This window comes from Rhizobium sp. BK379 (genome assembly GCF_014193955.1).
In the GTDB taxonomy this organism is placed as follows: Bacteria; Pseudomonadota; Alphaproteobacteria; order Rhizobiales; family Rhizobiaceae; genus Rhizobium.
Genome location: NZ_JACIAD010000005.1, coordinates 267,130 through 290,122, shown reverse-complemented (window position 1 = coordinate 290,122; position 22,993 = coordinate 267,130). Strand labels below are relative to the sequence as shown.

At 59.9% G+C, this 22,993-nt stretch carries 22 protein-coding genes and 1 riboswitch; of the genes, 18 read left to right on the top strand and 4 right to left on the bottom strand.

All coding sequences use genetic code 11. The features are described 5' to 3' along the window. Positions 1-2: 2 nt before the first annotated feature. From FHT93_RS23105 to FHT93_RS23090, 4 genes are all read left to right on the top strand, one after another. A complete protein-coding gene (locus tag FHT93_RS23105) occupies positions 3-407 on the top strand; it encodes an RNA-binding S4 domain-containing protein (protein ID WP_029868973.1) in 405 nt (134 codons plus the stop codon). A gap of 196 nt (positions 408-603) precedes the next feature. Further along, positions 604-942 (top strand): ferredoxin FdxA, encoded by a 339-nt coding sequence (gene fdxA / locus FHT93_RS23100; protein WP_029868974.1) that lies wholly within the window; start codon positions 604-606, stop codon positions 940-942. Between the two features lie 397 nt (positions 943-1,339). Continuing rightward, a complete protein-coding gene (locus FHT93_RS23095) occupies positions 1,340-1,912 on the top strand; it encodes a CarD family transcriptional regulator (protein WP_007825443.1) in 573 nt (190 codons plus the stop codon). A gap of 379 nt (positions 1,913-2,291) precedes the next feature. Next, positions 2,292-3,155 (top strand): RNA polymerase factor sigma-32, encoded by an 864-nt coding sequence (locus FHT93_RS23090; protein ID WP_029868975.1) that lies wholly within the window; start codon positions 2,292-2,294, stop codon positions 3,153-3,155. A 53-nt stretch (positions 3,156-3,208) separates the two neighbouring features. Here FHT93_RS23090 and FHT93_RS23085 read toward each other — a convergent pair whose 3' ends face one another. Continuing rightward, positions 3,209-4,753 (bottom strand): M48 family metalloprotease, encoded by a 1,545-nt coding sequence (locus tag FHT93_RS23085; RefSeq protein ID WP_112970927.1) that lies wholly within the window; start codon positions 4,751-4,753, stop codon positions 3,209-3,211. 382 nt (positions 4,754-5,135) lie between these two features. Next, entirely contained in the window at positions 5,136-6,677 is a 1,542-nt protein-coding gene (locus tag FHT93_RS23080) for an MDR family MFS transporter (RefSeq protein WP_112544835.1), read from the bottom strand. 115 nt (positions 6,678-6,792) lie between these two features. Here FHT93_RS23080 and FHT93_RS23075 point away from each other — a divergent pair, with 115 nt between their 5' ends. The 6 genes from FHT93_RS23075 to FHT93_RS23050 all read left to right on the top strand — a co-directional run bounded on the left by FHT93_RS23075 (position 6,793) and on the right by FHT93_RS23050 (position 11,911). Next, positions 6,793-7,320, top strand: coding sequence for a MarR family winged helix-turn-helix transcriptional regulator (locus FHT93_RS23075; RefSeq protein ID WP_113013356.1), 528 nt, complete (start codon positions 6,793-6,795; stop codon positions 7,318-7,320). A gap of 91 nt (positions 7,321-7,411) precedes the next feature. Continuing rightward, on the top strand, positions 7,412-8,089 hold the full coding sequence (locus tag FHT93_RS23070) for an OmpW family protein (protein WP_113013355.1): 678 nt from the start codon (positions 7,412-7,414) through the stop codon (positions 8,087-8,089). A 60-nt stretch (positions 8,090-8,149) separates the two neighbouring features. Further along, positions 8,150-8,806, top strand: a complete 657-nt coding sequence (locus FHT93_RS23065) for a thiamine diphosphokinase (protein WP_246715627.1) — start codon at positions 8,150-8,152, stop codon at positions 8,804-8,806. A 3-nt stretch (positions 8,807-8,809) separates the two neighbouring features. Beyond that, positions 8,810-10,633 (top strand): ABC-F family ATP-binding cassette domain-containing protein, encoded by a 1,824-nt coding sequence (locus FHT93_RS23060; RefSeq protein WP_183849617.1) that lies wholly within the window; start codon positions 8,810-8,812, stop codon positions 10,631-10,633. Positions 10,634-10,735: 102 nt separating this feature from the next. Beyond that, entirely contained in the window at positions 10,736-11,134 is a 399-nt protein-coding gene (locus FHT93_RS23055; RefSeq protein WP_112544830.1) for a VOC family protein, read from the top strand. Between the two features lie 147 nt (positions 11,135-11,281). Further along, the gene (locus FHT93_RS23050) at positions 11,282-11,911 is read left to right on the top strand and encodes a hypothetical protein (protein WP_112544829.1); all 630 of its coding nucleotides are present in this window, start codon (positions 11,282-11,284) and stop codon (positions 11,909-11,911) included. 52 nt (positions 11,912-11,963) lie between these two features. Here the strand turns inward: FHT93_RS23050 and FHT93_RS23045 are convergent, their stop codons facing one another. After that, positions 11,964-13,805 carry an ABC transporter ATP-binding protein/permease gene (locus tag FHT93_RS23045; protein WP_183849615.1) on the bottom strand — a complete coding sequence of 614 codons (1,842 nt, stop codon included), beginning with the start codon at positions 13,803-13,805 and terminating at the stop codon, positions 11,964-11,966. Between the two features lie 147 nt (positions 13,806-13,952). Then, a riboswitch (SAM riboswitch) is annotated at positions 13,953-14,030 on the top strand. A gap of 47 nt (positions 14,031-14,077) precedes the next feature. Here FHT93_RS23045 and metA point away from each other — a divergent pair. From metA to FHT93_RS23015, 6 genes are all read left to right on the top strand, one after another. Further along, complete coding sequence (metA, locus tag FHT93_RS23040) at positions 14,078-15,001, top strand: homoserine O-succinyltransferase (RefSeq protein ID WP_112544827.1); 924 nt, start codon at positions 14,078-14,080, stop codon at positions 14,999-15,001. A 140-nt stretch (positions 15,002-15,141) separates the two neighbouring features. Next, positions 15,142-16,164, top strand: coding sequence for an aldose epimerase family protein (locus FHT93_RS23035; protein WP_112544826.1), 1,023 nt, complete (start codon positions 15,142-15,144; stop codon positions 16,162-16,164). A gap of 116 nt (positions 16,165-16,280) precedes the next feature. Continuing rightward, positions 16,281-17,054: a GntR family transcriptional regulator gene (locus FHT93_RS23030; protein WP_112544825.1), complete on the top strand. Its 774-nt coding sequence runs from the start codon at positions 16,281-16,283 to the stop codon at positions 17,052-17,054. Beyond that, positions 17,051-18,082 (top strand): SIS domain-containing protein, encoded by a 1,032-nt coding sequence (locus FHT93_RS23025; protein ID WP_112544824.1) that lies wholly within the window; start codon positions 17,051-17,053, stop codon positions 18,080-18,082. The genes FHT93_RS23030 and FHT93_RS23025 overlap by 4 nt, the downstream gene beginning before the upstream one ends. After that, positions 18,082-19,233, top strand: a complete 1,152-nt coding sequence (nagA, locus tag FHT93_RS23020; RefSeq protein ID WP_112544823.1) for an N-acetylglucosamine-6-phosphate deacetylase — start codon at positions 18,082-18,084, stop codon at positions 19,231-19,233. Before FHT93_RS23025 ends, nagA begins: the two co-directional genes overlap by 1 nt. Positions 19,234-19,246: 13 nt before the next feature. Beyond that, positions 19,247-19,975 (top strand): SIS domain-containing protein, encoded by a 729-nt coding sequence (locus FHT93_RS23015; RefSeq protein WP_113204305.1) that lies wholly within the window; start codon positions 19,247-19,249, stop codon positions 19,973-19,975. Between the two features lie 111 nt (positions 19,976-20,086). On the opposite strand, the gene efp is transcribed toward FHT93_RS23015, so the two are convergent. Next, on the bottom strand, positions 20,087-20,656 hold the full coding sequence (gene efp, locus FHT93_RS23010; protein WP_112544821.1) for an elongation factor P: 570 nt from the start codon (positions 20,654-20,656) through the stop codon (positions 20,087-20,089). 149 nt (positions 20,657-20,805) lie between these two features. Here efp and epmA point away from each other — a divergent pair, with 149 nt between their 5' ends. Further along, a complete protein-coding gene (gene epmA / locus FHT93_RS23005; protein WP_183849613.1) occupies positions 20,806-21,870 on the top strand; it encodes an EF-P lysine aminoacylase EpmA in 1,065 nt (354 codons plus the stop codon). Beyond that, positions 21,867-22,919 (top strand): lysine-2,3-aminomutase-like protein, encoded by a 1,053-nt coding sequence (locus FHT93_RS23000; RefSeq protein ID WP_183849611.1) that lies wholly within the window; start codon positions 21,867-21,869, stop codon positions 22,917-22,919. The genes epmA and FHT93_RS23000 overlap by 4 nt, the downstream gene beginning before the upstream one ends. Positions 22,920-22,993 lie beyond the last annotated feature (74 nt).

Below are 22,993 nucleotides of genomic sequence, written 5' to 3'. Positions count from 1 at the left end.
TCATGGGCGCAGAGACACAGCCAGGAAGCGGTTCGCGCCAGCGCATCGACAAATGGCTGTTCTTCGCGCGCATGGTGAAATCGCGCTCGCTGGCGCAGAGCCACATCCAGTCCGGGCACGTCAGCATCAACGGTACGCGCTGTGGGCAGCCGAGCCAAACGGTCAAGGTGGGCGATCGGGTGGAGCTGACGCTGGAGCGAAGGGACGTTGTTCTCGTCGTTCGCCTGCCGGGCGACCGGCGCGGACCTTATGAGGAGGCGAAGCTGCTCTATGAGGATCTGTCGCCACCTCCGGATGAGGCAAAACGCCTCACTCCCTATGAGCAGGCCATTCGGGCCACCGGCTCCGGAAGACCGACGAAAAAGGAACGGCGCGCAATTGACAGGCTTATGTCGGATGAGGATTAGAAAACTCTTCCTGCCGTGGGCTTTTCGAAGATCGTTTGTCCTTGAAATCCTGCCGTAAAGTCGATACGTCACACACAACCTGCCGGGTAGCGTGCTTGCCTCCCAAGCCTGTACACGCTTTATCTCCGGCTTAGGGGACAGGCGCGACGTTCCAGGTTGCCCGGCCCCGCCCGCATGGAAAATCCTGGAGTTCTTCATGACCTATGTCGTGACCGACAATTGCATCCGCTGCAAATACACCGATTGTGTTGAAGTCTGCCCTGTCGACTGTTTCTACGAGGGCGAGAATTTCCTCGTCATTCATCCCGACGAGTGTATCGACTGTGGCGTTTGCGAGCCGGAATGTCCCGCTGAGGCCATCAAGCCCGATACCGAGCCGGGTCTCGACAAATGGCTGAAGATCAACGCCGAATATGCGAGCATCTGGCCGAACATCACGGTCAAGAAAGAGCCGATGGCCGAGGCCAAGGAACTGGACGGCGAGGCCGGAAAATTCGAGAAATACTTCTCGGAAAAGCCTGGCAGCGGCGACTGAAAATCGCGGCGTGCAATGCTGTTGAAACCGGGTTCAGCGGCAGGTTAAACGTTTCAGATTACGCGTGAGTCACATGGAGGCTATGTGTTGCCGACATGACTCACGTTAAGCAAATTATTGATTTCCTCATATTTTTGTGATACGTTCACCACACTGTTCCATTTGTGGCATGACGCATGCCCAAAGCCATCACGAAAGTAAAACAAATCCGCACGCGGTTTCCGTGACATATCAATAACTTGAGCTGTCGGATCCCAAGATCGCGCGCAAGGAGACCTTTTGCTTCTGTCTGGTGGAACCAGAGTGAAGTCACCCGACGGATTTAACCGTCTCATCCGGGCCTGACTGACCCGGCTCCGGCCGCCGCCGGAAGCGTAACAGGGAGTTTTTGATTAGAATGACCACCCAGCAGAAAAAACCTTCTACCGCACGTCACGGCTTCAAGACTGGTGAATCGATCGTGTACCCCGCACACGGCGTCGGTACCATCACGGCTATCGAAGAGCAAGAAGTCGCCGGCATGAAGCTTGAACTTTTCGTCATCGATTTCGAAAAGGACAAGATGCGTCTGAAGGTTCCGGTCGCGAAAGCCATGAGCATCGGCATGCGCAAGCTTTCCGAGACCGATTTCGTCGAGCGCGCTCTCAAGGTCGTGCAGGGCAAGGCTCGCGTCAAGCGCACCATGTGGTCCCGCCGCGCCCAGGAATATGATGCCAAGATCAATTCCGGCGACCTGATTTCCATCGCAGAAGTCGTTCGTGACCTCTACCGTGCTGAGAACCAGCCGGAGCAGTCCTATTCCGAGCGCCAGCTTTATGAAGCAGCTCTCGACCGCATGGCTCGCGAAATCGCTGCCGTCAACAAGATGTCTGAAACCGAAGCTGTTCGCCTCGTCGAGACCAACCTTAACAAGGGTCCGAAGCGTGGCAAGGTAATCGAGGAAGACGACTCGCAGGACGAAGCCGCTTGATAGAGCTTTGTTTTTGCTGACAAAAAAACCCGGCCTTGGAGCCGGGTTTTTTATTGGAACTTTTTTGCCGTTGCGACGTTCATACACAGTAATGCGGACTCACCAGAGCTCATGAAGCTCGGTCTGAAGCCGCTGGAGCTGTCAGCGTTCGATGAGGAGCGGATCATGATTTCCAGAATTTGCCTTTGCGGCAACCTCAAGAAACAGATCCAACCCTGCCGTCTTGCCGGCACATGAAGAGAGATAGGGCCTCCTCCTGAAAAGTCCAGGAGGAGGCCTTTATGCATTCAAGACCCTGTTTTGCTCTGGTTCAGTGATGTTCCGGAAACGGTGTTTGCTTGTTCATTTTTAGGCACGTGGCCCATTTAGGAGAGCGATTATGAAGAACATGTCTGCAGATCGGCGCATGATCAAAATAGCAATGGCGGCTCCCTATCTTGCCCGTGAAGAAGAGCACAATCTGGCGATCCGCTGGAAGGATCACGAGGACCGTGGCGCTCGCAACCAGATTGCCATGGCGCATATGCGCCTCGTCATTTCCATGGCAGGCAAGTTCCGCAATTTCGGCCTGCCGATGAGCGACCTCGTACAGGAAGGTTATGTCGGGCTTCTTGAGGCAGCAGCTCGTTTCGAACCGGCACGCGATGTTCGCTTTTCCACCTATGCAAGCTGGTGGATCCGCGCCTCGATCCAGGACTATATCCTGCGCAACTGGTCGATCGTGCGCGGTGGCACGAGTTCGGCTCAGAAGGCGTTGTTCTTCAATCTGCGCCGTCTGCGCGCCAAGCTTGCCAAGGGCGACACGCAGTTGACGCTGCAATCCATTCATCAGGAAATTGCCGCTGCTCTCGGTGTCAGTCTTGCCGACGTGCAGACCATGGATGCGCGCCTTTCCGGCAACGACGCCTCGCTGCAGGCGCCTTCCGTTTCGGGTGATGCCGACAGTGCCGAGAAGATGGATTTCCTCGTCAGCGATGAACCGCTGCCGGATGAGCAGGTTTCCAACATGATCGATGGCGAACGTCGCCGGATCTGGCTTGCATCTGCCCTCAAGCATCTCAACGAGCGTGAAATGAAGATCATCAGCGCGCGCCGGCTGGCCGAAGACGGGGCGACACTCGAAGAACTCGGCGCTGACCTTGGCATTTCCAAGGAGCGCGTGCGCCAGATCGAAAGCCGGGCGATGGAAAAGCTTCGTACGGCACTCGTCAGCGCCGATCCGCACATGGCAGCCTATGCCTGATCAGGAATTACTCCCCAGCAGCACAGACTGGCCCGGCATAAGCCGGGCCTTTTTTATTCGGAGATGATCTTCACGCGGTCGCCAGGAGAAACGGCAGCGCCCGTCGGCAGGGCGTTGATCAGCTTAAAGAGATCGAGCTTGCGATCGGTGCCCATCATGCGGGAGGCGAGCGTGGTAATATTGTCGCCGGGGCGGACCGTGACCACCCGCACGCGCAGGGGTTTCAGCGAAGCTGCCTCATCCGGCGTCATACGGCGGAAGCTCGTGCGCAGAACGTTTGCCGTCGGCTCCAGTGAAGGGTTTCCCTTCGGCACTGCCGTCAGAAAGCGGAAGATCTGGTTGTTGTTTCTGATGACAGTGACGTCGAAGTCCCAGCGGTCGGCAGTGGCGCGCGCGGTCGCAGCCTCCATGCCATTGACGTTGATCGGCTGGATGGTCGAAGGATCGAGGCCGGTAACCCAGCCGCTGGAAATGTAATTCGTCAGGCTCTGGTTCTGGTTGTCCGCCACGCCGTCAAAGCGGATGGCGATATCGTTCGGGCCGGTTGCCATGACGGCCTCGACCTTGTTGTCGATGCTGAAGTCGGGTGGCACGTCAAAGCGGATGCCGAGGCCGCCGTGCAGGAATGTCTGGCCGCGCACATATCCCTCTTCCGGGCTGTCGCCATAGAGAAGGCCATCAATGCCATCGAGATAGTAGTTACGGCCCTTGTCGCCGACCGAGCCCTCCTGGCCGAAGGCGCGGGCATGGCTGCGGGCAAGCTCGATGCGTTGGGCGGAGTTCGGATGGCTCGACAGGAAGTCCAGGCTCTGGTCGGCCTCGGGATCGACCGACATGAAGCGGCTATAGGCAGCCATGGAATCAAGGAATCGGGCTGCGGCATAAGGATCATAGCCGGCTTCGCCGAGCATGCGTACGCCGATAACGTCTGCCTGCAGTTCCTGCTGACGGGAGAATGCGGCGAGACGCAGCTTGCCGCGGGCAAGCGCCTGTTTGCCGGCTATATCACTCGACAGCACTTCGGCGACGACGCGGCTGGCGATGACTTCCGCCTCTTCGCGCTTTTGCCGTTCGATGCCGTGGTTTGCAGTGACGTGGCCCATTTCGTGCGACAGCACGGCCGCGACTTCCGAGGCGTCGTTGGCGAGCGCCAGCAGGCCGCGGGTGACGTAGAGATAACCGCCTGGCAGCGCGAAGGCGTTGATGGCGGGTGAATTCAGGATGGTGATACGGTAGGACTGGCTCGGATTTTCCGACACCGCCGTCAATGCGCCGGCGATGCGGGCAACAAGACGTTCGGTCTTGGCATCCTTGTATTCGCCGCCATAGCTCGCAACGATGCGCGGATGCTCGCGGGCGCCCATGGCGGCCCGCGGGTCATTCTTCTGCACTTCATCGACGATTTGCGGATTGGACGAAGGACCGACGGTCGGCTGATAGGATTGTTCGATCAGCGATTCGCAGCTGTTCAGTGCGACTGCACAGGCCGACAGCAACAGAAGACGGCGCCCCCAACGGAGCGGCGCAAAAATGGCATCACTGGAAAGCGCGGGCGATTTCCACGTCGTCATGCTGTCCAGTCTGTCTCTCCGCACCATCTTAAGTCGCCGGTCTGCCGCGTCTTCGGGCCGGCCGTTGCCAGGAAAATTCAATAGGCTTCCGCCTCGGTTCTCGCACTGCACAATCGGCCCATCCAAGTCTTTGCTGTAGCCGATTTCCGCATGGGTTGCATAGCGAGACTCTATCTAAATGTGGCGCCGTTGCATTTCGGCAATGCCTCGCTTGTCGAGGCACTTCTGGCTCCGATGAAATTATGGCGAAAGTTCCATCGCAAGTGCAGATTCCGGCCGCACTGCGGAAAAAATCGGTCAGTACGGCGACCGATACGGGCAACTATAACGCCTGCGCGAAGAATGCAATTAATGGTTGCTCTGGTTTGACTGAGTTGAGCAGACCCACGGGTGGTCGTGCGCCTCCTGCTTATTCCGCAGCTTCGGCGGTGGCGCTGGCCGGGCTGGCCTTCTGTTCTCCGGCGCGGGGCAACTGTACAGGCTTCAGCATGATGGCGGCGACCAGACCGATCAAAGCAATGCCGCACGAGGTCATGAACAGCGGCGAGAAGGCGGAGGCATAGGCGTCAGCCACGGCCTGTCGGCTGGCGTCGGGAAGCGCTGCCATCATTTTCGGTGTCAGTTCCTCGATATTGGCTACACCCGGTATGGAGGAGCCGAGTCTGCCGAGCTGCGATGCAATGATCGCACCGTAGATGGAGATGGCAATCGATGCGCCGCCCATGCGCGACAGCGTCACCGAGCCGGTCGCAGCACCCACATCGCGGGCCGGTGCGGCGTTCTGAACGCCGATGACTGGAACCTGCTGGGCAAGACCGATGCCAATGCCGTGCAGCAGCATGATCGCGCCGATGAAGACAATCGGCGTACCGGCATGAACCTGAGAGATCAGCGCAAAGGCGATGGCGCTGCAGGTCATGCTGGCGATCGCAAAAGGCTTGTAGCGGCCGGTCTTCGAAATGATGCGGCCGGCATTCAAAGAGCCGACGACGAGACCGCCCGTCAGCAGGATGAAAAGCAGACCAGCGCCCGAGGGTGATAGACCCGTCGTCGTCTGCAGGAAAAGGGCGAGGTAATTGACCATGCCGATGGCAATGCCACCACCCATTATCGAGATCACCAGCAGCAGACTGAACGTGGAATTGCGGAAAAGCGGCAGCGGCACGATCGGCTCCGGCGCGCGGCGCTCGACGAAAACCCAGGTGATGGCGCAGATCACGCCGAAGGTGACGATACCAATGCTCTGCGGCGAGATCAGCGCACCGAAAAGCTCGCTGCTGTCGGTCGCAAGTACGATGCTGGTTGTCGTCAGCGCCAGCAGGAGCGCGCCGGCATAGTCGATCTTCGGTCGGCGATGCGGCTTGCGGTAGGGCAGCATGAAGGCGAGGCCGGTAAGCACGATGAAGCCGATCGGCACATTGACGAGGAAAATCGAGCGCCAACCGAAGAGATCGCTCATCGTGCCTCCGAGGACCGGGCCGATCGCGCCTGAAGCCATCAGTACAAGGCTGGAATAGCTTTGATAACGGGCGCGTTCGCGTGGCTCGAAGAGGTCGGCATTGACGGCGAAGATCGAAACCATGATGCCGCCGCCGCCGAAACCTTGCAGCACGCGCGCAGCGATCAACGTGTTCATGGATACAGCGAGACCGCAGACCGTCGACCCGATCGTGAAGATCGCGATTGCCGTCATCATCACATATTTGCGGCCGAAGAGATCACCGAGCTTGCCATAAAGAGGCATAACGGCGCTCAGTGAAAGCAGATAGGCCGAACCGACCCAGCCGAAGCGATCCAGGTGACCGAATTCGCCGACGATGGTCGGCAGTGCGGTCGACACGATCTGATTATCCAGCGTGGCCATGAACATGGCGGTCATCAGGAAGAAGAAGAGGATGAGCCGTCGACGAGGATCCGTTACGAGCGGTGCGGGGGTGAGTTGCATATCCATGGGATGCCATTTTCATTAGGTCGGCTTTTTATGTGCTAATGTCATGTATTTGTCAATGGCACGTTATTGACATTGGCATATTTTAATTTTGATTCCCGTCTGTTATGGTTCCGTCATGAATGAAACCTTGACCAAGACAAGAACGACTGAGCTTGATGATCCTTCCATGGATAGCGTGCCGCGCATCGGCCGCACCATGACACGCATGCGCATGATGACGGGCCGCCGGCTGATTGGCCGGCTGGCGATTCAGAGCGTGGCGCCCGATCTGGAGCTCTCGCATCTCGATGTGCTCGATGCCGTGAGGCGGGCTCAGGCAAACGGCGAAGCAACTGTTGGTGCCATTGCCGAGACGCTGCGCATCGATCCATCGCGGGCGAGCCGGGTCGTGTCCGATATGGTCGGCCGCAACGTCTTGCGCCGCGAGGCCTCACAGGCGGATGCACGACGGATCGTCGTCGTCATGACCCCGGTCGGGCAGAATTTGTTGGCAGAAATCCAGGCTCAGAAGCTCGCCTTCGTTTCCGAGGTCGTGCGGGACTGGCCACAGGAGGAAATCGACACCTTCTCGCGGCTGTTCGAGAAATTCATCGGCGGTTACGAGACGATCTTCCTTTCCCGCGACAAGGATACGCCGGGCTGAGAAATAGTCCGGGCGTTTGATCTCGCTCAAGCTGACCCGTCCGAGGCAAGCCTAAGTCTCTCTCCGTTCGACGAGATCAGGAGAGATTCACATGAAACATTATCCGCTTCGGCTGCGGGGTATTTTCGCCGCCATCGTTTTCGCGTCCTTCGGGCATGCGGCGTTTTCCGCCGATCTGGCGCCTCCGGCTAGCTCGTCATCGGTGACCGCACAAAGCGCATGGCAGATACGCCTGCGTGCGCTCGGCGTGATCACGCGCGACAATGGTTCGGTCGATGGCATTTCCGGATCCGGTCTGTCCTATTCGGACACAGTGGTTCCGGAAGTGGATATCTCCTATTTCATCACCGACAATATTTCGGCGGAGCTCATTCTCGGCACGACCTATGCCAATGTGCAAGGCGAAGGCTCGATTGCCGGCCTCGGAGAAATCGGCAAGGCGTGGCTTTTGCCGCCAACGCTGACGCTTCAATATCATTTTACCGATTTCGGTGCCTTCCAGCCCTATCTCGGTGCCGGTGTGAACTATACGGTCTTCTACAACCAGTCCGGCAAGAGCGCCGACAGGCTCGACGTGAAGAACACGTTCGGCGTGGCGCTGCAGGCGGGCTTCGACTACATGTTCGATGAACACTGGGGGGCGAACCTGGACGTGAAGAAGATATTCCTGCGCCCGGATTTCGATGCGACAGTCGGCGGCGCCGATGTCAGCGGCAAGGCAAAACTCGATCCCTGGCTGATTGGCGCCGGTGTAACCTACCGCTTCTAAACTGAAGGCGCCGGATTCGCGCCGCCTCTTCCCCTTCACCCCCCGTTTGCGCTATGGGCAATGCCCATGAGCCAATCCACCTTCACCATCCTGCTCGGCGGGGCACTCAGCCTGACGGATCGTCTGCGTGACGCCGTGCGGGACAGCCGCTTCATCGCGGCTGACGGCGGCATGCGCCACGCAGCGGCGTTGGGGGTGGTGCCGGAATTGTGGGTTGGCGATTTCGATTCCACACCGCCGGATCTCGACGGTGCATTTCCTGACGTGCCGCGCCAGCCCTATCCGGCCGCAAAGGCCGCGACTGACGGTGAAATCGCCGTTTCCGCGGCGATCGATCGTGGCGCCAAACGCCTGATCCTTGCCGGCGCCCTGGGTGGCGAACGCTCCGACCACGCGCTTCAACATTTGCTATACGGCGTCGAACTGGCCCAGGAAGGCTTTGACGTCCTGCTCACGTCGGGCAGCGAGGAGGCAGTGCCTTTGCTTCCCGGCTCGCTGGAGATCGATCTTCCCCAAGGCAGCCTGTTTTCCGTGCCAGGTTTCAGCGAATTGAAGGGGCTATTCATAGAGAATGCCCGCTATCCGCTCGCGGACTTCCATTTGCCCTTCGGCTCGTCGCGCACCATTTCCAACGTGGCGGAGGGCCCTGTGCGCTTTTCGCTCGCCAGCGGCAGGGCCATCGTGCTCGCGCGGCCTTATGATCTTTCCGGAGTCTGATACTTGGCGCCCCCCATTCTGAAACTTGACGACATCTTCCTAAGCTTCGGCGGCACACCGCTCTTGGCAGGCGCCGCCCTGCAGGTGGAAGCCGGCGACAAAATCTGCCTTGTCGGCCGCAACGGCTCGGGCAAATCGACGCTTTTGAAGATCGCTGCCGGCCTCGTCGATGCCCAGTCGGGCGACGTTTTCCGCCATCCGGCGTCGACGGTGCGCTACCTGGAGCAGGCGCCGGATTTCGCCGGTTTCCAGACCGTGCAGGCCTATGCCGAGGCTGGGCTTGGACCGGGCGACGATCCCTATCGCGTTACTTACCTGCTATCGCATCTCGGACTGACCGGAGAAGAGGACCCGAATAACCTTTCCGGCGGTGAGGCGCGCCGCGCGGCCCTCGCTCGCGTGCTGGCGCCGGAGCCCGATATCCTGCTGCTTGACGAGCCGACCAACCACCTCGACCTGCCGACCATCGAATGGCTGGAAGGCGAGCTGCAGAAGACGCGCAGTGCGCTGGTCCTGATTTCGCATGACCGTCGCTTCCTCGAAAAAGTCTCGACGGCGACAGTCTGGCTGGATCGCGGTACATCGCGGCGGCTCGACAAGGGCTTTGCGTTTTTCGAAGCCTGGCGCGATCAGGTGCTGGAGGCGGAAGAGCTGGAACAGCACAAGCTCGGCAAGGCGATCGAACGTGAGGAGCACTGGCTGCGCTACGGCGTAACCGCGCGGCGCAAGCGCAATATGCGCCGCCTCGGCGAATTGCAGACGATGCGCGCGCAATATCGCGGTCACAAAGGGCCGCAGGGAACGGTCCAGGCGAGTGCTTCCGACGCGCAGGAATCAGGCAAGTTGGTCATCGAAGCGGATAAGATCACCAAGAGTTACGATGACAGGCCGATCGTCACGCCATTTTCGATCCGCGTGCATCGTGGCGATTGCATCGGTCTCGTCGGGCCGAACGGCGCCGGCAAGACGACGCTCCTGAAGATGCTGACGGGACAGCTTTCGCCTGACAGCGGCACGGTGAAACTCGGCACCAATCTCGAAATCGCCACCCTCGACCAAAAGCGCGAGGATCTGAATCCTGACGATACGCTTGCCAATTACCTGACGGACGGGCGCGGCGAGAATCTGCTGGTCAATGGCGAGCAGCGGCATGTGACCGGCTATATGAAGGAATTCCTGTTCCAGCCGGAGCAGGCGCGTACGCCGATCAAGAACCTCTCCGGCGGCGAGCGCGCCCGGCTGATGCTGGCGCGCATCCTGTCACGACCGGCAAACCTGCTCATTCTCGACGAACCGACCAACGACCTCGACATAGAGACGCTGGATCTGCTGCAGGAGATCGTTACGGGCTTTGTCGGCACCGTCATCCTCGTCAGCCACGATCGCGATTTCCTCGACCGCACGGTGACCTCGACGATTGCGCCTGCCAATCCGGAAACACCGGATGGGCGCTGGATCGAGTATGCCGGCGGTTATTCCGACATGCTGGCACAGCGCAAGGGTGCGGCCGAGGAGCGTAGGCGGGCCGAGAAAGCGGCGGAAAAGCCGAAGGCGCAGGAGGCTGCGGCTGCCGCTCCTTCGGCTTCGAAGGGCAAGCTCTCCTATAAGCAGAAATTCGCGCTCGAAAACCTGCCGAAGGAAATGGCCAAGGCAGAAGCGGAGATTGGCAAGCGGGAGGAGAGGATGGCTGATCCGAACCTCTTCACCAAGGATCCGGCGGCCTTCAATCGGCTGGCTGGCGAGATGGAGAAGCTGCGCGAAAGTCTGGTCAAGATGGAAGAGGAATGGCTGGAACTCGAAATGTTGCGCGAGGAGCTGGAAGGCTGATCCGAAAAAATTCTTCCGTTTGTCGGATCGGGTGGTTTTCGTCCGTCCTTGAGCCGAACGTGATCAACGGCATGGCGCCGTTACACCAAAGGGAGATTTTTCATGCGCATGATTTTCGTGAACCTGCCGGTCAAGGATCTCGTCAAGTCGAAGGAATTCTTTTCGGCGCTCGGCTTTTCCTACAATCCGAATTTTACCACTGACGATGCCGCCTGCATGATCGTCGAGGAAAATATCTATGTGATGCTGCTGACCCACGCCCACTTCCAGCAGTTCATCGAAGGCGATATCGCCGATACGTCGAAGGGTAAGGAAGTCCTAACCTGCCTTTCGGCCGGCAGTCGCGGCGAAGTGGATGACTACTTGAAAAAGGCATTGGCGGCCGGCGGCAAGCCCTGGAAGCCGATCCTCGATATGGGGCCAATGTATGGATGCAGCTTCCAAGACCCCGACGGCCATGTCTGGGAAATCATGTATATGGATATGTCCGCGGCCGGCTGAGGCGGTCTCTGCGGACTCGGGCAACGACCGGTTTGCCGGGGTCCGCTCCCTCACTTTTCCTTGATTCGCACGTGTCGCGACACGCGGCATACACTGCTTTCCGGCAGCCGGGGATTGTGCCGATCAATGGCGATAAGGAAGAGTCACATGTCTCGCAAATCCTATACCAGAATAATCATGGCGCTTGCAGCCAGCAGCTTCCTCGTGCTTGGCCTTTCGCAGGCGGCGAGTGCGCAGGAAAGCCAGCGCTTGCGCGTGCGGGGCACGATCGAGAGCCTCAACGGCGATACGCTTGTCGTCAAGACGCGCGAAGGCAGCGATGCGACGGTTGCGCTCAAATCGGGCTGGAAAGTCGCCGGTATCAAAAATGCATCGGTCGACGACATCAAGGTCGGCGATTTCGTCGGAGTTGCCTCGCTGCCGAAAGGCACCGGTCCCGATGGTGCCATCGAAGTACTGATCTTCCCCGCGTCGATGAAAGGCACCGGAGAAGGCAACCGTCCGTGGGATCTGCAGCCGAATAGCTCGATGACGAATGCGACCGTCAGCAATGCGGTGAAGGCCGTCAATGGACATACGATCACGCTGACTTATCAGGGCAAGGAAAAGACCGTCTCGATTGCCGACGGCACGCCGATCGTCACCTTTGCTCCAGCGACGAAAGCTGATCTGAAGCCGGGTGCCGGTGTCATCGTCATGGCGGAAAAGGCAGCCGACGGGGCCATCTCGGCTTCGCAGGTCACCGTCGGCGTGAATGGTGTGACGCCGCCAATGTGAGCTCGTCCGGAGCTCCCGGACACCAAACGCCGCACATTTTGCAGGAATTTTGCTAGAGCGCCGGGGCAGGAGCTGCCGCGGCGCTCGATCCGGCCGCGGTTGCCGGTGATTGCTCCTCCGGTTTGGAAGGCAATGCCTGCAGGTGCAGCGTGCGCGGGTGCAGTGCCTCCATATAGGTTTCCGAACGGCCGATATAGATCATGCTGGTCTCCGGCATGGTGGTGAGCAGCCTGGTCATCGTGTGCTGCCATTCGGGCTCCATGCCTTCGAGCACTTCGTCGAAAACGACCCAGCGCGGCTTCACGAGCAGCAGGCGGGCAAAAGCGATTGCCTTCTGCTCATCGGCATCGAGAAGCTTGTCCCAGCGTGCGCGGCTATCAAGGCGGGCTAGAAGCGAATGCAAGCCCGCAGCCTCAAGCGCGGCTTCGATGGCCGTCCTATCAAAGGCCTCGGGTTTTCCCGGGAAAGCGATTGCCTCGCGCAGCGTGCCGCCCGGTACATAGGCGACCTGGGGGATGAACAGAATGTCGTCAATCGGGGGCAGGCCGATCGTGCCCTTGCCGCAAGGCCAGAGGCCTGCCATGGCTTGGAAGAGCAGGCGGCGGTTCACACTGTGATCGCCGTTGATCATGACCTTTTCCCCGGCCTTGATCACCACGTCCGTCTCACGCAAGCGGAAGCCGCCGCAATCATCGATCTCCTCGCCAAGCTTGGCGACGATGACGATATCCTTCAGCGTCAGCGTATCAGGTGCGGTTTTCTCATAGACGATGGAATCCTTCAAATCGAAGCCATCATCCATCTCCTGAAGCGCCTGGCGGAAGTCGGTGACACGCATCAATGTCGCGCGCCATTCGGCGATCGGGCCGAAATTCGCGACATACCAGCGCAATGCGGTATTGACCTGGTTGAACGCGCCGACCGACATCATCAGCTGCCCGAAGGTCAGGCCGCCGGAAAAATAAGCGGGCGCGGCGACGATGATCGGAATGACGATGACCAGCCAGCCATAGCCTGCCGAAACCCAGGTCAGGTTGGTATTGGCCATGGCGAGCCGCTTGATGACCGCGAGAACGTTGCTGATATCGCTGTTGATCCGCTTGCGCTCGTTCTCTTCGCCGCGTGCTACTGTGATCGCCGGCATATTTTCGTTGGCATGCATCAGCGCAAAGCGCAGCTCGGCTTCCTTGGAAAACCGGTCGGCATTGAGCTTGACGAGCTTGCGGCCGACGACCTGGCTCAATACCGAGGCCGATGCAGCATAAAAGATTGCCGCCCAGACCATATAGCCGGGGATGGTGAAGTTGTAGCCGCTGATCCGGAAGATGAAGCCGCTCGAAAGCTCCCACAACACGCCGATGAAGCTGACGAGCAGAATGGTCGACTGCAGGAGGCCAAGGGCGAGGTTGGTCGTGCTTTCAGCGAGATTGCGAGAATCTTCGTGCAGGCGCTGGTCGGGATTAACGCCGAGGATGCCGATGGTGGAGAGTTTGAGGGCACGCTTGCGCTCCAGCCACTGATCGACGAGATCGCGCGAAAGACCTTCGCGCATGTAAAGGGCCGTCATCTGGTTCAGCCATGCCTGCAGCACGTTGAGCAGCAGCAGCGCACCGGCGATCATCGCGAAGACTTCGAGCTGGCGGAAAAACTCGCCAAGATCACGACGCTCGAGGGAATCGTAGAAAGGGGCGTTCCATTCGTTGAGGATCACCTGTCCATAGGCGGTCGCCAGGATGATGACCACCAGCAGGATCGCAAGCGCGACGACCTTGCCGCGGACCTGCGAATTCCAGAATGCGGAGAACATCACTCCAAGCCGATATGTCAGGCTGAGATCGTATCCCACCCGGTCCTGATTCTGGATGCCCTTCCCCCCTTTGACGTCAGTTTTCATTATTTTTTCCAAAATCGCCCATCACACCATTAATACCATGGGGGCGTTACTGGTCCATCAACAGATTCCACCACCCATAAAGAAAGCGTGATGGATTGGACAGTTGTTCTTATTGACAGTTGATTCGCGGGCGCACTGGCGTTAATTATGATGTCTCGTGGTGATTTGGCCGGCCGGCTTGCAGCCACGTTAAATAAGTCGCTAAAGGGCCGCGTGCGGACCGGTAGCGATTCTTTCGCCGCCGGTTTTTTATTTTGATCGAGTTGACCGCAATGCCCATCAAAATCCCCGATACGCTGCCAGCCTTCGAAACCCTCGTCAACGAGGGCGTGAGGGTGATGACCGAAACGGTGGCGATCCGTCAGGATATCCGCCCGCTGCAGATCGGGCTGCTCAACCTCATGCCGAACAAGATCAAGACAGAAGTGCAGATGGCGCGCCTCGTGGGCGCTTCGCCGCTGCAGGTGGAATTCTCGCTGATCCGCGTCGGCAACCACAAGGCCAAGAATACGTCTGAAGAACATCTGCTCGCCTTCTACCAGACCTGGGAGGAAGTGAAGCACCGCAAGTTTGACGGCTTCATCATCACGGGCGCGCCAATCGAGACGCTGCCTTACGAGGACGTTACCTATTGGAAGGAAATGCAGCAGATTTTCGACTGGACGCAGACAAATGTCCACTCGACCATGAATGTCTGCTGGGGCGCGATGGCGGGGATCTATCATTTCCACGGCGTGCCGAAGTATGAGCTGAAGGAAAAGGCCTTCGGCGTTTACCGCCACCGCAATCTCAAGCCGTCTTCCGTTTATCTCAACGGTTTCTCCGACAATTTCGAGGTTCCGGTGTCTCGCTGGACCGAGGTGCGCCGGGCCGACATCGAAAAGATTGACGGTCTCGAGATCCTGATGGAATCGAGTGAGATGGGCGTCTGTCTCGTGCACGAGCCGAAGGGCCGGCGGCTTTATATCTTCAATCACGTCGAATACGATTCCACGTCTCTTTCGGACGAATATTTCCGCGACGTGAATGCCGGCGTGCCGATCAAAATGCCGCACAACTATTTCCCGCATAACGACCCGGCGATCGCGCCGCAGAACCGCTGGCGCAGCCATGCGCATCTGCTTTTCGGCAACTGGATCAACGAGATCTACCAGACGACATCCTACGATATCGAAGAGATCGGCTCGGACATCTGAGCGTCACCAGTCAGGTTTAGAAATGACGCCGTCGCATTTCTGCGGCGGCGTTTTGTTTTCCGGCCCTGCCCGGTTGCGGTTTGCGGCGAATGGGGGCAGGTTCCGGTTCCTGAATCCTAGGGATGGAGTGAGCGTCGATCATGGCGGACAAATTGGAACGGGAAGTTTTCGGACAGACGAAGGACGGAGAGACCGTCCATCGTGTCGTCATCCGCGGCGGCGGACTGACGGTCAAGGTATTGAGCTGGGGCGCGGTCATCCAGGATGCGCGGCTGGAGGGTCATGACGCACCGCTCGTGCTCGGCTTCGAGGATTTCGAAGGCTATCTTGCTCATTCGCCCTTCTTCGGCGCGACGCCGGGACGCTGTGCAAACCGCATCGGCGACGGAAAGTTTTCGCTCGACGGCAAGAACTACCAGCTCGAACTGAACGAGAAGGGCGTCACGCATCTTCACGGCGGCAGCAACAATATCGGTACGCTCGTCTGGACGATCGTCGAGCACGAGAGCGACCGTGTCGTGCTGAAGATCGTCGATCCCGATGGCCGCGCCGGTTATCCCGGCAACTGCACGATCCAGGCGACCTATCGCGTGCATGGCAACGGCGAGCTTTCTGTCAACTACGAGACGGTGACGGATAAGCCGACGATCGCCAATGTCTGCCAGCACTCCTATTTCAATCTCGACGGCCGGGACGATGCACTGGCGCATGACATCATGATCGCCGCCGACCACTACCTGCCGACCAACGAGAAGCAGATACCGACCGGCGAGATCCGCTCCGTCGAGGGCACCGCGTTCGACTTCCGGGTGATGGCGCCGATGAAGCGTTTCGACGGTCAGGAGCAGGCGCTCTATGACCATAATTTCTGCTTCTCGCGCGAGCGCACGGCCAAGCGCTCGGTCGTGCTTGCCCGCAGCCTGCACTCCGGCGTCTCGCTGGAGGTGCGCACGACCGAGCCGGGCGTACAGTTCTATGCCGGTTTCAAACTCGGTGTGCCGGTGCCTGGTCTTGGCGGCCGCAAATATGGTCCTTTCGCCGGCTTTTGCCTCGAGACGCAGATCTGGCCTGACGCCATCAACCATGCGGGCTTTCCCAACGCGGTTCTGCGTCCCGGTGAGGTGCTGCGGCAGGAAACGGACTACATCTTCACGAAGAGCTGAGCTCAGCCTTCCGGCCTAGATCAATGAAACCCTCGCGGTGTCTCGCGAGGGTTTTTCTTTTTCGGCGGAATGAATCTGCTTGCCGATTGGTTCTAAATAGGTTCTATTGTGTGTCCATGGATAGAACCAGTCTGATAGCGGAACTGAATGGCCGTGGGCTGCGCGACGAGGCGGCAACTGGACCGCTTTACAAGCGGCTGGCACAGGCGCTCACCGGTCTCATCCAGGAAGGTCTGCTGAAACCCGGAACAGCGCTGCCCGGTGAACGCGACCTGGCGGAAGCCCTGAAGCTTGGCCGGGTGACGGTTCGGACAGCCTATCGCGACCTCATGACATCGGGCGCGCTGGAATCGCGCCATGGCAGCGGCACTTTCGTTTCCAGCAGGGTGGAGCGCATGGAGCAGTCGTTGTGGCGGCTTTCCTCCTTCTCGGCGGACATGCGCTCGCGCGGGCGCTCGCCGGCGGCGAAGATCCTGTCGCGCACCATCAACAATCCCTCCCCGGAAGAATCCTTCCTGCTCGGTCTCGGTGTGGATGAGCCGGTTTTGCGGCTCGATCGCCTTCGTCTGGCCGACGGGCTGCCGCTTGCGATCGAACGCGCTGTCGTGCCGGTCAAATTTCTCGGCGAGGATGCCGGCGGCGAAGGCTCGCTCTATGATGCGCTTGCCCAGAGCGGCCACAAGCCGGTGCGCGCCATGCAGCGCCTGACTGCCGTCACGCTCGATCCTTCATCGGCGGCTATTCTTGCCGTGAAGGCCGGTGCGCCGGCGCTTCTGATCGAACGCGTCTCACGCCTGGAAGACCAGCGTGTCGTCGAATACACCCGCTCGCACTATCGTGGTGACGCCTATGATTTTGTTGCCGAATTGAGAATTGGAGATGACCTATGAGTGAGAACCAGTCGCTGATGCTGCAGGAAGCGGGCCAGTCGCCCGAGGTGGTAGCCACCCTGCTCGAAAAGGAAAAGCCGGCCTTTGCCGAAATCGCCCGGCTGTTCTCGTCCGCTCGCCCAAGCGTCGTGACGACGGCGGCGCGCGGTTCTTCCGACCATGCCGCGACCTTCTTCAAATATCTGTTCGAGATCACCTGCGGCGTGCCGGTCGCCTCGATCGGTCCCTCTATCGCCTCTGTCTATAACGCGCCCCTGCATCTGAAGGGCGGCATCCATTTCACCGTCTCACAGTCGGGCGCGAGTCCTGACATCGTGGCGCTGCAGGATGCGGCAAAGAAGGGCGGCGCAACGACGATTGCCGTGGTCAACGTCACGGACAGCCCCCTTGCGAACCAGGCCGATATCGTCCTCGGCCTCAATGCCGGCGCCGAAAAGAGCGTTGCAGCGACCAAGTCCTTCATTGCATCTGTCGCAGCCCTCACCGGCGTGACGGCTGCGATCGGCAGCAAGGCCGATCTGCAGGCGGCCCTCGAAAAACTGCCGGCCGCACTCGCTGCGACATCGGGCATCAATACGGCTGCCGCCGAGGACGTTCTGTTCAACGCCGCCTCGCTCTATACCGGCGGCCGCGGCACGGCTTTCGCCATTGCTCTCGAAGCTGCGCTGAAGGCCAAGGAGACTGCCGGCCTTCATGCCGAAGCCTTCTCTCTTGCGGAACTGATGCACGGGCCGATGCGCCTGGTGCAGCCGGGTTTCCCGATCGTCGGCTTCGTGCCTGAAGATGCGGCCTTCGACAACAACGTGAAGGCCCTCGATCGGCTGCAGAAGCTCGGCGCTACCACCGTGCCCTTCTCGACGAAGCCTCTTGCCGGCGTTAATCTGCAGGTTCCGACGACCGGCAACGGTCTCGTTGATCCCCTGGTTTCGCTGCTCGTCTATTACCGTCTGATCGAGTCCGTCACGCGTCGCAAGGGTTTCGACCCTGACAAGCCGGCAAACCTGCTCAAGGTGACGGAGACCGTCTGATGCCCCACAAGATCTTCACCGGCGCTCGTATCTTCGATGGCGAACGCTTCCATGACGAGCGGGCGCTGATCGTCAAGGACGGACGCGTCGAGGCGATCGTCGGCCTGAATGATCTGCCCGAGGGCGATGTCGTGACATTGGCAGGCGGCGTATTGTCTGCCGGTTTCATCGATGCGCAAGTCAATGGCGGTGGCGGGCGCATGCTGAACGACGAGCCGTCGCCGAACTCGATGTACATGATTGCCGACGGACATCGGCCGTATGGAACGACGGCGCTGCTGCCGACGCTTATTACCGATACGGCAGAAGCGACGGCTGCCGCGATCGCGGCGGCAAAGATTGCGGTGAAGACGAACCGGGGCGTTGCCGGCCTGCATCTCGAAGGTCCGCATCTGGCGCCGGCGCGCAAGGGTGCGCATCTCGCCGAGCTGATGCGTCCGGTCGAAGACAGGGATGTCAAATCGTTCATCGCCGCGCGCGAGGAAATCGGCACACTGCTCGTCACCATGGCGGCGGAGCAGGTGACGGTTTCTCAGGTGCGCGAACTCAGCGAAGCCGGGGTCATCGTCAGCATCGGCCATTCCGACAGCACGAGCGAGGCAGCCGAGGCGCGTTTCGATGCGGGCGCACGTGGTGTCACGCATCTTTTCAACGCCATGAGCCAGCTGGCGCACCGCGCGCCGGGTCTTGTTGGTGCTGCAATCGATCATCCGTCCGTCTGGTGCGGCATCATTGCCGATGGACATCACGTCGATCCGAAGGCGTTGCGAACGGCACTGCGTGCCAAGCGCGGCGAAGGCAAGCTTTTCTTTGTGACCGATGCCATGTCGCTGGTCGGCTCCGAGATGGATACGTTCACGCTGAACGGCCGTACCGTGCGGCGCGAAAGGGGCGGTTTCTGCTCCAAACTCGTGCTGTCGGACGGCACGCTGGCGGGTTCGGATGTCGATATGGCTTCGACGATCCGTTACGGCGTCACCTATCTGGAGCTGACGCTTGCCGAAGCACTGAGGATGGCGACGCTGTATCCGGCGCGTTTCCTGAAGCTTGCCGATCGTGGTCAGCTCTCGCCGGGCGCGCGCGCCGATCTCGTGCATTTCACCGATGCGATAGAAGTGACGGCAACCTGGCTCAACGGCGAAATGGCGTGAAGGAGAGTGGCCGATGACTGATATTACGGACGCCTATTTCTCCAATCTCATCGGCCGGCTTGAGGAGCTGAAGCGGGCGCTTGCCGCGCCGATGGCGCAGGCTGCCGCTGTAATCCTCGAGGCGGCCCGTGGCGACAAGCGCGTCTATGTCTTCGGCACCGGCCATTCGCATATGCTGGCGGAAGAGGTGCATTATCGGGCTGGTGGGCTTGCCTTCACGGTGCCCGTCCTCGTCGGCTCGGCCATGCTGCATGAGGGGGCGGTCATCAGCTCGGTCTATGAGCGCACGCAGGGCCTGGTGCGGCCGATGCTGGAGCGTTACGGCATGCAGCCGGGCGACGTCATCATTATCGCCTCCAATTCGGGCGTGAATGCCGCGCCGATCGAGGCGGCCGACTATGCGCGTGAGATCGGTGCCAAGGTGATAGCCATCACCTCGATCGCCTATTCGACGGCGATCGCCAATGGCCGCCGGCGGCTTGCCGATGTGGCCGACGTGGTGCTTGATAACGGGCTGCCGCCAGGCGACGCGGTCCTCGATCTCGAAGGTACGGGTCTTCGTGTCGGTCCGGTGTCTACGGCGGTCGGGGTGACGGTCATCAACGCCATCTTCGCAGATGTTGCTTCGCAGCTTTCGAAATCCGGTGACGCGCCCGTCTATCTCAGCGCCAATATGCCGGGTGCCGCTGAGATCAATCAGAAGCTGGTGAAGAAGTACCGGCCGCGTAATCCTCATCTCTGAGCAAATAGCCCGGCATGTTGCTGGCCTATTTGCTGTCTCGCCATCGGGCAAAAATGAAAACGGCCCGAAGCGGTTGCCTCAGGCCGTTTTAAACTCTGAAAACTGATGCAATCAGTCCTTGGCGCGCTCGACGTAGGAATTGTCTTCCGTCGCGATGACGACGCGGGTGCCGGCATCGATATGCGGCGGAACCGAGGTGCGGATGCCGTTCGACAGCATGGCCGGCTTGTAGGAAGAAGAGGCCGTCTGGCCCTTGACGACCGGTTCGGTCTCGACGATCTCAAGCGTGACGTGACGCGGCAGTTCCAGCGCCAGCGGATTGCCTTCGTGGATCGACAGGATGCAGGTCATGCCCTCCTGGAGGTAAGCCTTCTGGTCGCCCATGGTTTCGGCGCTGACGACGACCTGGTCGTAGGTGGCCGGGTTCATGAAGTGGAAGCCTTCGCCATCTTCGTAGAGGTACTGGAAGTTGACGTCTTCCACGAAGGCGCGCTCGACCTGTTCGGTCGTACGCCAGCGTTCGGAAACCTTCACGCCGTCGACGATGCGACGCATGTCGACCTGGGTGACCGGCGTGCCCTTGCCCGGGTGGAAATTCTGAGCCGTGAGAACGACGTAGAGCTTGCCGTCGACATCGAGAACGTTGCCCTTGCGGACCGAAGAGGCGATGACCTTGACCATAAGACTTCCTTGTAAGTCGGCTTTCGGCGTCGTAGAGGACAGTCAGAATAGTCCTGAAGACGCAAAATGTTTTTTCTTCGGGGCGGCACTAACCTAAAATCGCGGAAATAGCCACCCCATCCCCGCCGAATCCGGCAAGGAAGCGTTGTATGAACCTCACGAGCGCCAAGGCGTCTCCCTGGTGGACACCATCAGTGCATGCCGATCGCCGTCCGTTCCTTATCGGGCGCAACGCGATCCAGTCAGCGCTGCGGGGTTATTTTGCTCGTGAGGACTTCATCGAGGTCGATACTGCGACGCTGCAGGTGTCTCCCGGCAATGAGGCGCATCTGCATGCCTTTGCAACGCAGGCGCTGACGACGGACGGACAGGCTGCGCCCTTTTACCTACACACATCGCCGGAATTTGCCTGCAAGAAGCTTCTTGCCGCCGGTGAAGAACGCATTGCCTGCTTTGCGCATGTCTACCGCAACCGCGAGCGCGGGCCGCTGCACCATCCTGAGTTCACTATGCTCGAATGGTATCGGGCGGGTGAAAGCTATGAGAGCCTGATGATGGATTGCGTGCGCATGCTTGCGCTCGCTGCCGAGACGGTCAAGACCGCAATGCTTGCCTATCGCGGGACCGAGTGCGATCCCTTCGCCGGGCCGGAGCGTATCAGCGTCGCAGAAGCGTTCGCCCGCCATGCCGGCATCGATCTTCTGGCTTCTGTATCTGCTGACGGCTCGACCGATCGCGCGCATCTTGCCGCCGAAATGCGGCGGATCGGCATGCGCGTTGCCGATGATGATCATTGGGCCGATCTTTTCAGCCGGGTACTGGTGGAAAAGGTTGAGCCGCATCTCGGCTTCGGCCGCGTCACCATTCTCGACGAATATCCTGTTTCGGAAGCGGCTCTTGCGCGACCTTCGGCAGGCGATCCGCGCGTGGCGGAGCGCTTCGAGCTCTATGCTTGCGGCGTCGAGCTTGCCAACGGCTTTGGCGAACTGACCAATGCCGCAGAACAGCGGCGGCGTTTCGAGATCGAGATGAGCGAGAAGATGCGCGTCTACGGCGAGACCTATCCGCTCGACGAGGATTTTCTGGCTGCGCTGGCGATCATGCCGGAAGCGAGCGGCATCGCGCTCGGCTTCGACCGGCTTGTGATGCTGGCGACGGGAGCGTCGCGGATCGATCAGGTGCTCTGGGCGCCTGTTGCGGAGTATGGCCGATGAACGTCTTGCGGCCGATCAAGAGTGTCGACGATCTCGTCAGATCAGGCCTGATCGAGGACGCTGAGCGACTGGCGCTCGATGAGGTTGCTGCCCGCTATGCCATTGCGCTGACGCCTGCCATGGCAAGGTTGATCGATCATGCCGATCCGGCCGACCCGATTGCCCGGCAGTTTGTGCCCGATGCGGCGGAACTGGTGACCACGCCGGAGGAACGGGCCGATCCTATCGGCGACCATGCGCATAGCCCGGTGGAAGGCATCGTGCATCGCTATCCGGACCGCGTGCTGTTGAAAGCCGTGCATGTCTGCCCGGTCTATTGCCGCTTCTGCTTCCGTCGCGAGATGGTAGGGCCGCAGGGGCTTGGCACTCTCGAGCCGGCGGCGTTGGCTGCCGCCTTCGACTATATTCGCGGCCACAGCGAGATCTGGGAGGTGATCCTGACCGGTGGCGATCCGCTGGTGCTTTCACCACGTCGTCTCGGCGACATTCTAAGCGAGCTTGCGGCAATCCAGCATGTAAAAATCGTGCGTTTCCACACGCGGGTGCCGGTTGTCGACCCGCAGAAGATCAATGGGGCGCTGATCGCCGCACTGAAGGCGAGCGGCAAGACAGTATATGTCGCGCTGCACGCCAACCATCCGCGCGAGCTGACTGCGGAAGCGCGCGCCGCCTGTGCCCGCCTGGTGGATGCCGGCATCGTCATGGTCAGCCAGTCGGTGCTTCTGAAAGGCGTCAACGATGATCCCGATATTCTGGCGGAACTGATGCGAGCCTTCGTCGAGGCACGGGTGAAGCCCTATTATCTGCACCATCCGGATCTTGCACCCGGCACCAGTCATTTCCGGCTGTCGATAGAGGAGGGGCAGAAGATCGTCTCCTCGCTTCGCGGCCGTATCTCCGGCCTTTGCCAGCCCACCTATATTCTCGATATTCCCGGCGGCTACGGCAAGGCCGTGATCGGCGAAAGCGCCGTGCAGGCGACCGGCGAGGGTTGTTATTCGATTTCGGATTATCGTGGCAACGAGCATCCCTATCCGCCCGCAGATTGACGCACGAAACGCGCTATTGGCGTACCATTTCTGCACTTCACACGGCTCGAGCGACTTGCTGCCCGATTTCTCGG

Bases quoted from the DNA above. Each gene is read 5' to 3' on its own strand.
- FHT93_RS23105 (WP_029868973.1), top strand. From the start codon at position 3: ATGGGCGCAGAGACACAGCCAGGAAGCGGTTCGCGCCAGCGCATCGAC.
- fdxA (WP_029868974.1), top strand. From the start codon at position 604: ATGACCTATGTCGTGACCGACAATTGCATCCGCTGCAAATACACCGAT.
- FHT93_RS23095 (WP_007825443.1), top strand. From the start codon at position 1,340: ATGACCACCCAGCAGAAAAAACCTTCTACCGCACGTCACGGCTTCAAG.
- FHT93_RS23090 (WP_029868975.1), top strand. From the start codon at position 2,292: ATGAAGAACATGTCTGCAGATCGGCGCATGATCAAAATAGCAATGGCG.
- FHT93_RS23085 (WP_112970927.1), bottom strand. From the start codon at position 4,753: ATGGTGCGGAGAGACAGACTGGACAGCATGACGACGTGGAAATCGCCC.
- FHT93_RS23080 (WP_112544835.1), bottom strand. From the start codon at position 6,677: ATGGATATGCAACTCACCCCCGCACCGCTCGTAACGGATCCTCGTCGA.
- FHT93_RS23075 (WP_113013356.1), top strand. From the start codon at position 6,793: ATGAATGAAACCTTGACCAAGACAAGAACGACTGAGCTTGATGATCCT.
- FHT93_RS23070 (WP_113013355.1), top strand. From the start codon at position 7,412: ATGAAACATTATCCGCTTCGGCTGCGGGGTATTTTCGCCGCCATCGTT.
- FHT93_RS23065 (WP_246715627.1), top strand. From the start codon at position 8,150: ATGCCCATGAGCCAATCCACCTTCACCATCCTGCTCGGCGGGGCACTC.
- FHT93_RS23055 (WP_112544830.1), top strand. From the start codon at position 10,736: ATGCGCATGATTTTCGTGAACCTGCCGGTCAAGGATCTCGTCAAGTCG.
- FHT93_RS23050 (WP_112544829.1), top strand. From the start codon at position 11,282: ATGTCTCGCAAATCCTATACCAGAATAATCATGGCGCTTGCAGCCAGC.
- FHT93_RS23045 (WP_183849615.1), bottom strand. From the start codon at position 13,805: ATGAAAACTGACGTCAAAGGGGGGAAGGGCATCCAGAATCAGGACCGG.
- metA (WP_112544827.1), top strand. From the start codon at position 14,078: ATGCCCATCAAAATCCCCGATACGCTGCCAGCCTTCGAAACCCTCGTC.
- FHT93_RS23035 (WP_112544826.1), top strand. From the start codon at position 15,142: ATGGCGGACAAATTGGAACGGGAAGTTTTCGGACAGACGAAGGACGGA.
- FHT93_RS23030 (WP_112544825.1), top strand. From the start codon at position 16,281: ATGGATAGAACCAGTCTGATAGCGGAACTGAATGGCCGTGGGCTGCGC.
- FHT93_RS23025 (WP_112544824.1), top strand. From the start codon at position 17,051: ATGAGTGAGAACCAGTCGCTGATGCTGCAGGAAGCGGGCCAGTCGCCC.
- nagA (WP_112544823.1), top strand. From the start codon at position 18,082: ATGCCCCACAAGATCTTCACCGGCGCTCGTATCTTCGATGGCGAACGC.
- FHT93_RS23015 (WP_113204305.1), top strand. From the start codon at position 19,247: ATGACTGATATTACGGACGCCTATTTCTCCAATCTCATCGGCCGGCTT.
- efp (WP_112544821.1), bottom strand. From the start codon at position 20,656: ATGGTCAAGGTCATCGCCTCTTCGGTCCGCAAGGGCAACGTTCTCGAT.
- epmA (WP_183849613.1), top strand. From the start codon at position 20,806: ATGAACCTCACGAGCGCCAAGGCGTCTCCCTGGTGGACACCATCAGTG.
- FHT93_RS23000 (WP_183849611.1), top strand. From the start codon at position 21,867: ATGAACGTCTTGCGGCCGATCAAGAGTGTCGACGATCTCGTCAGATCA.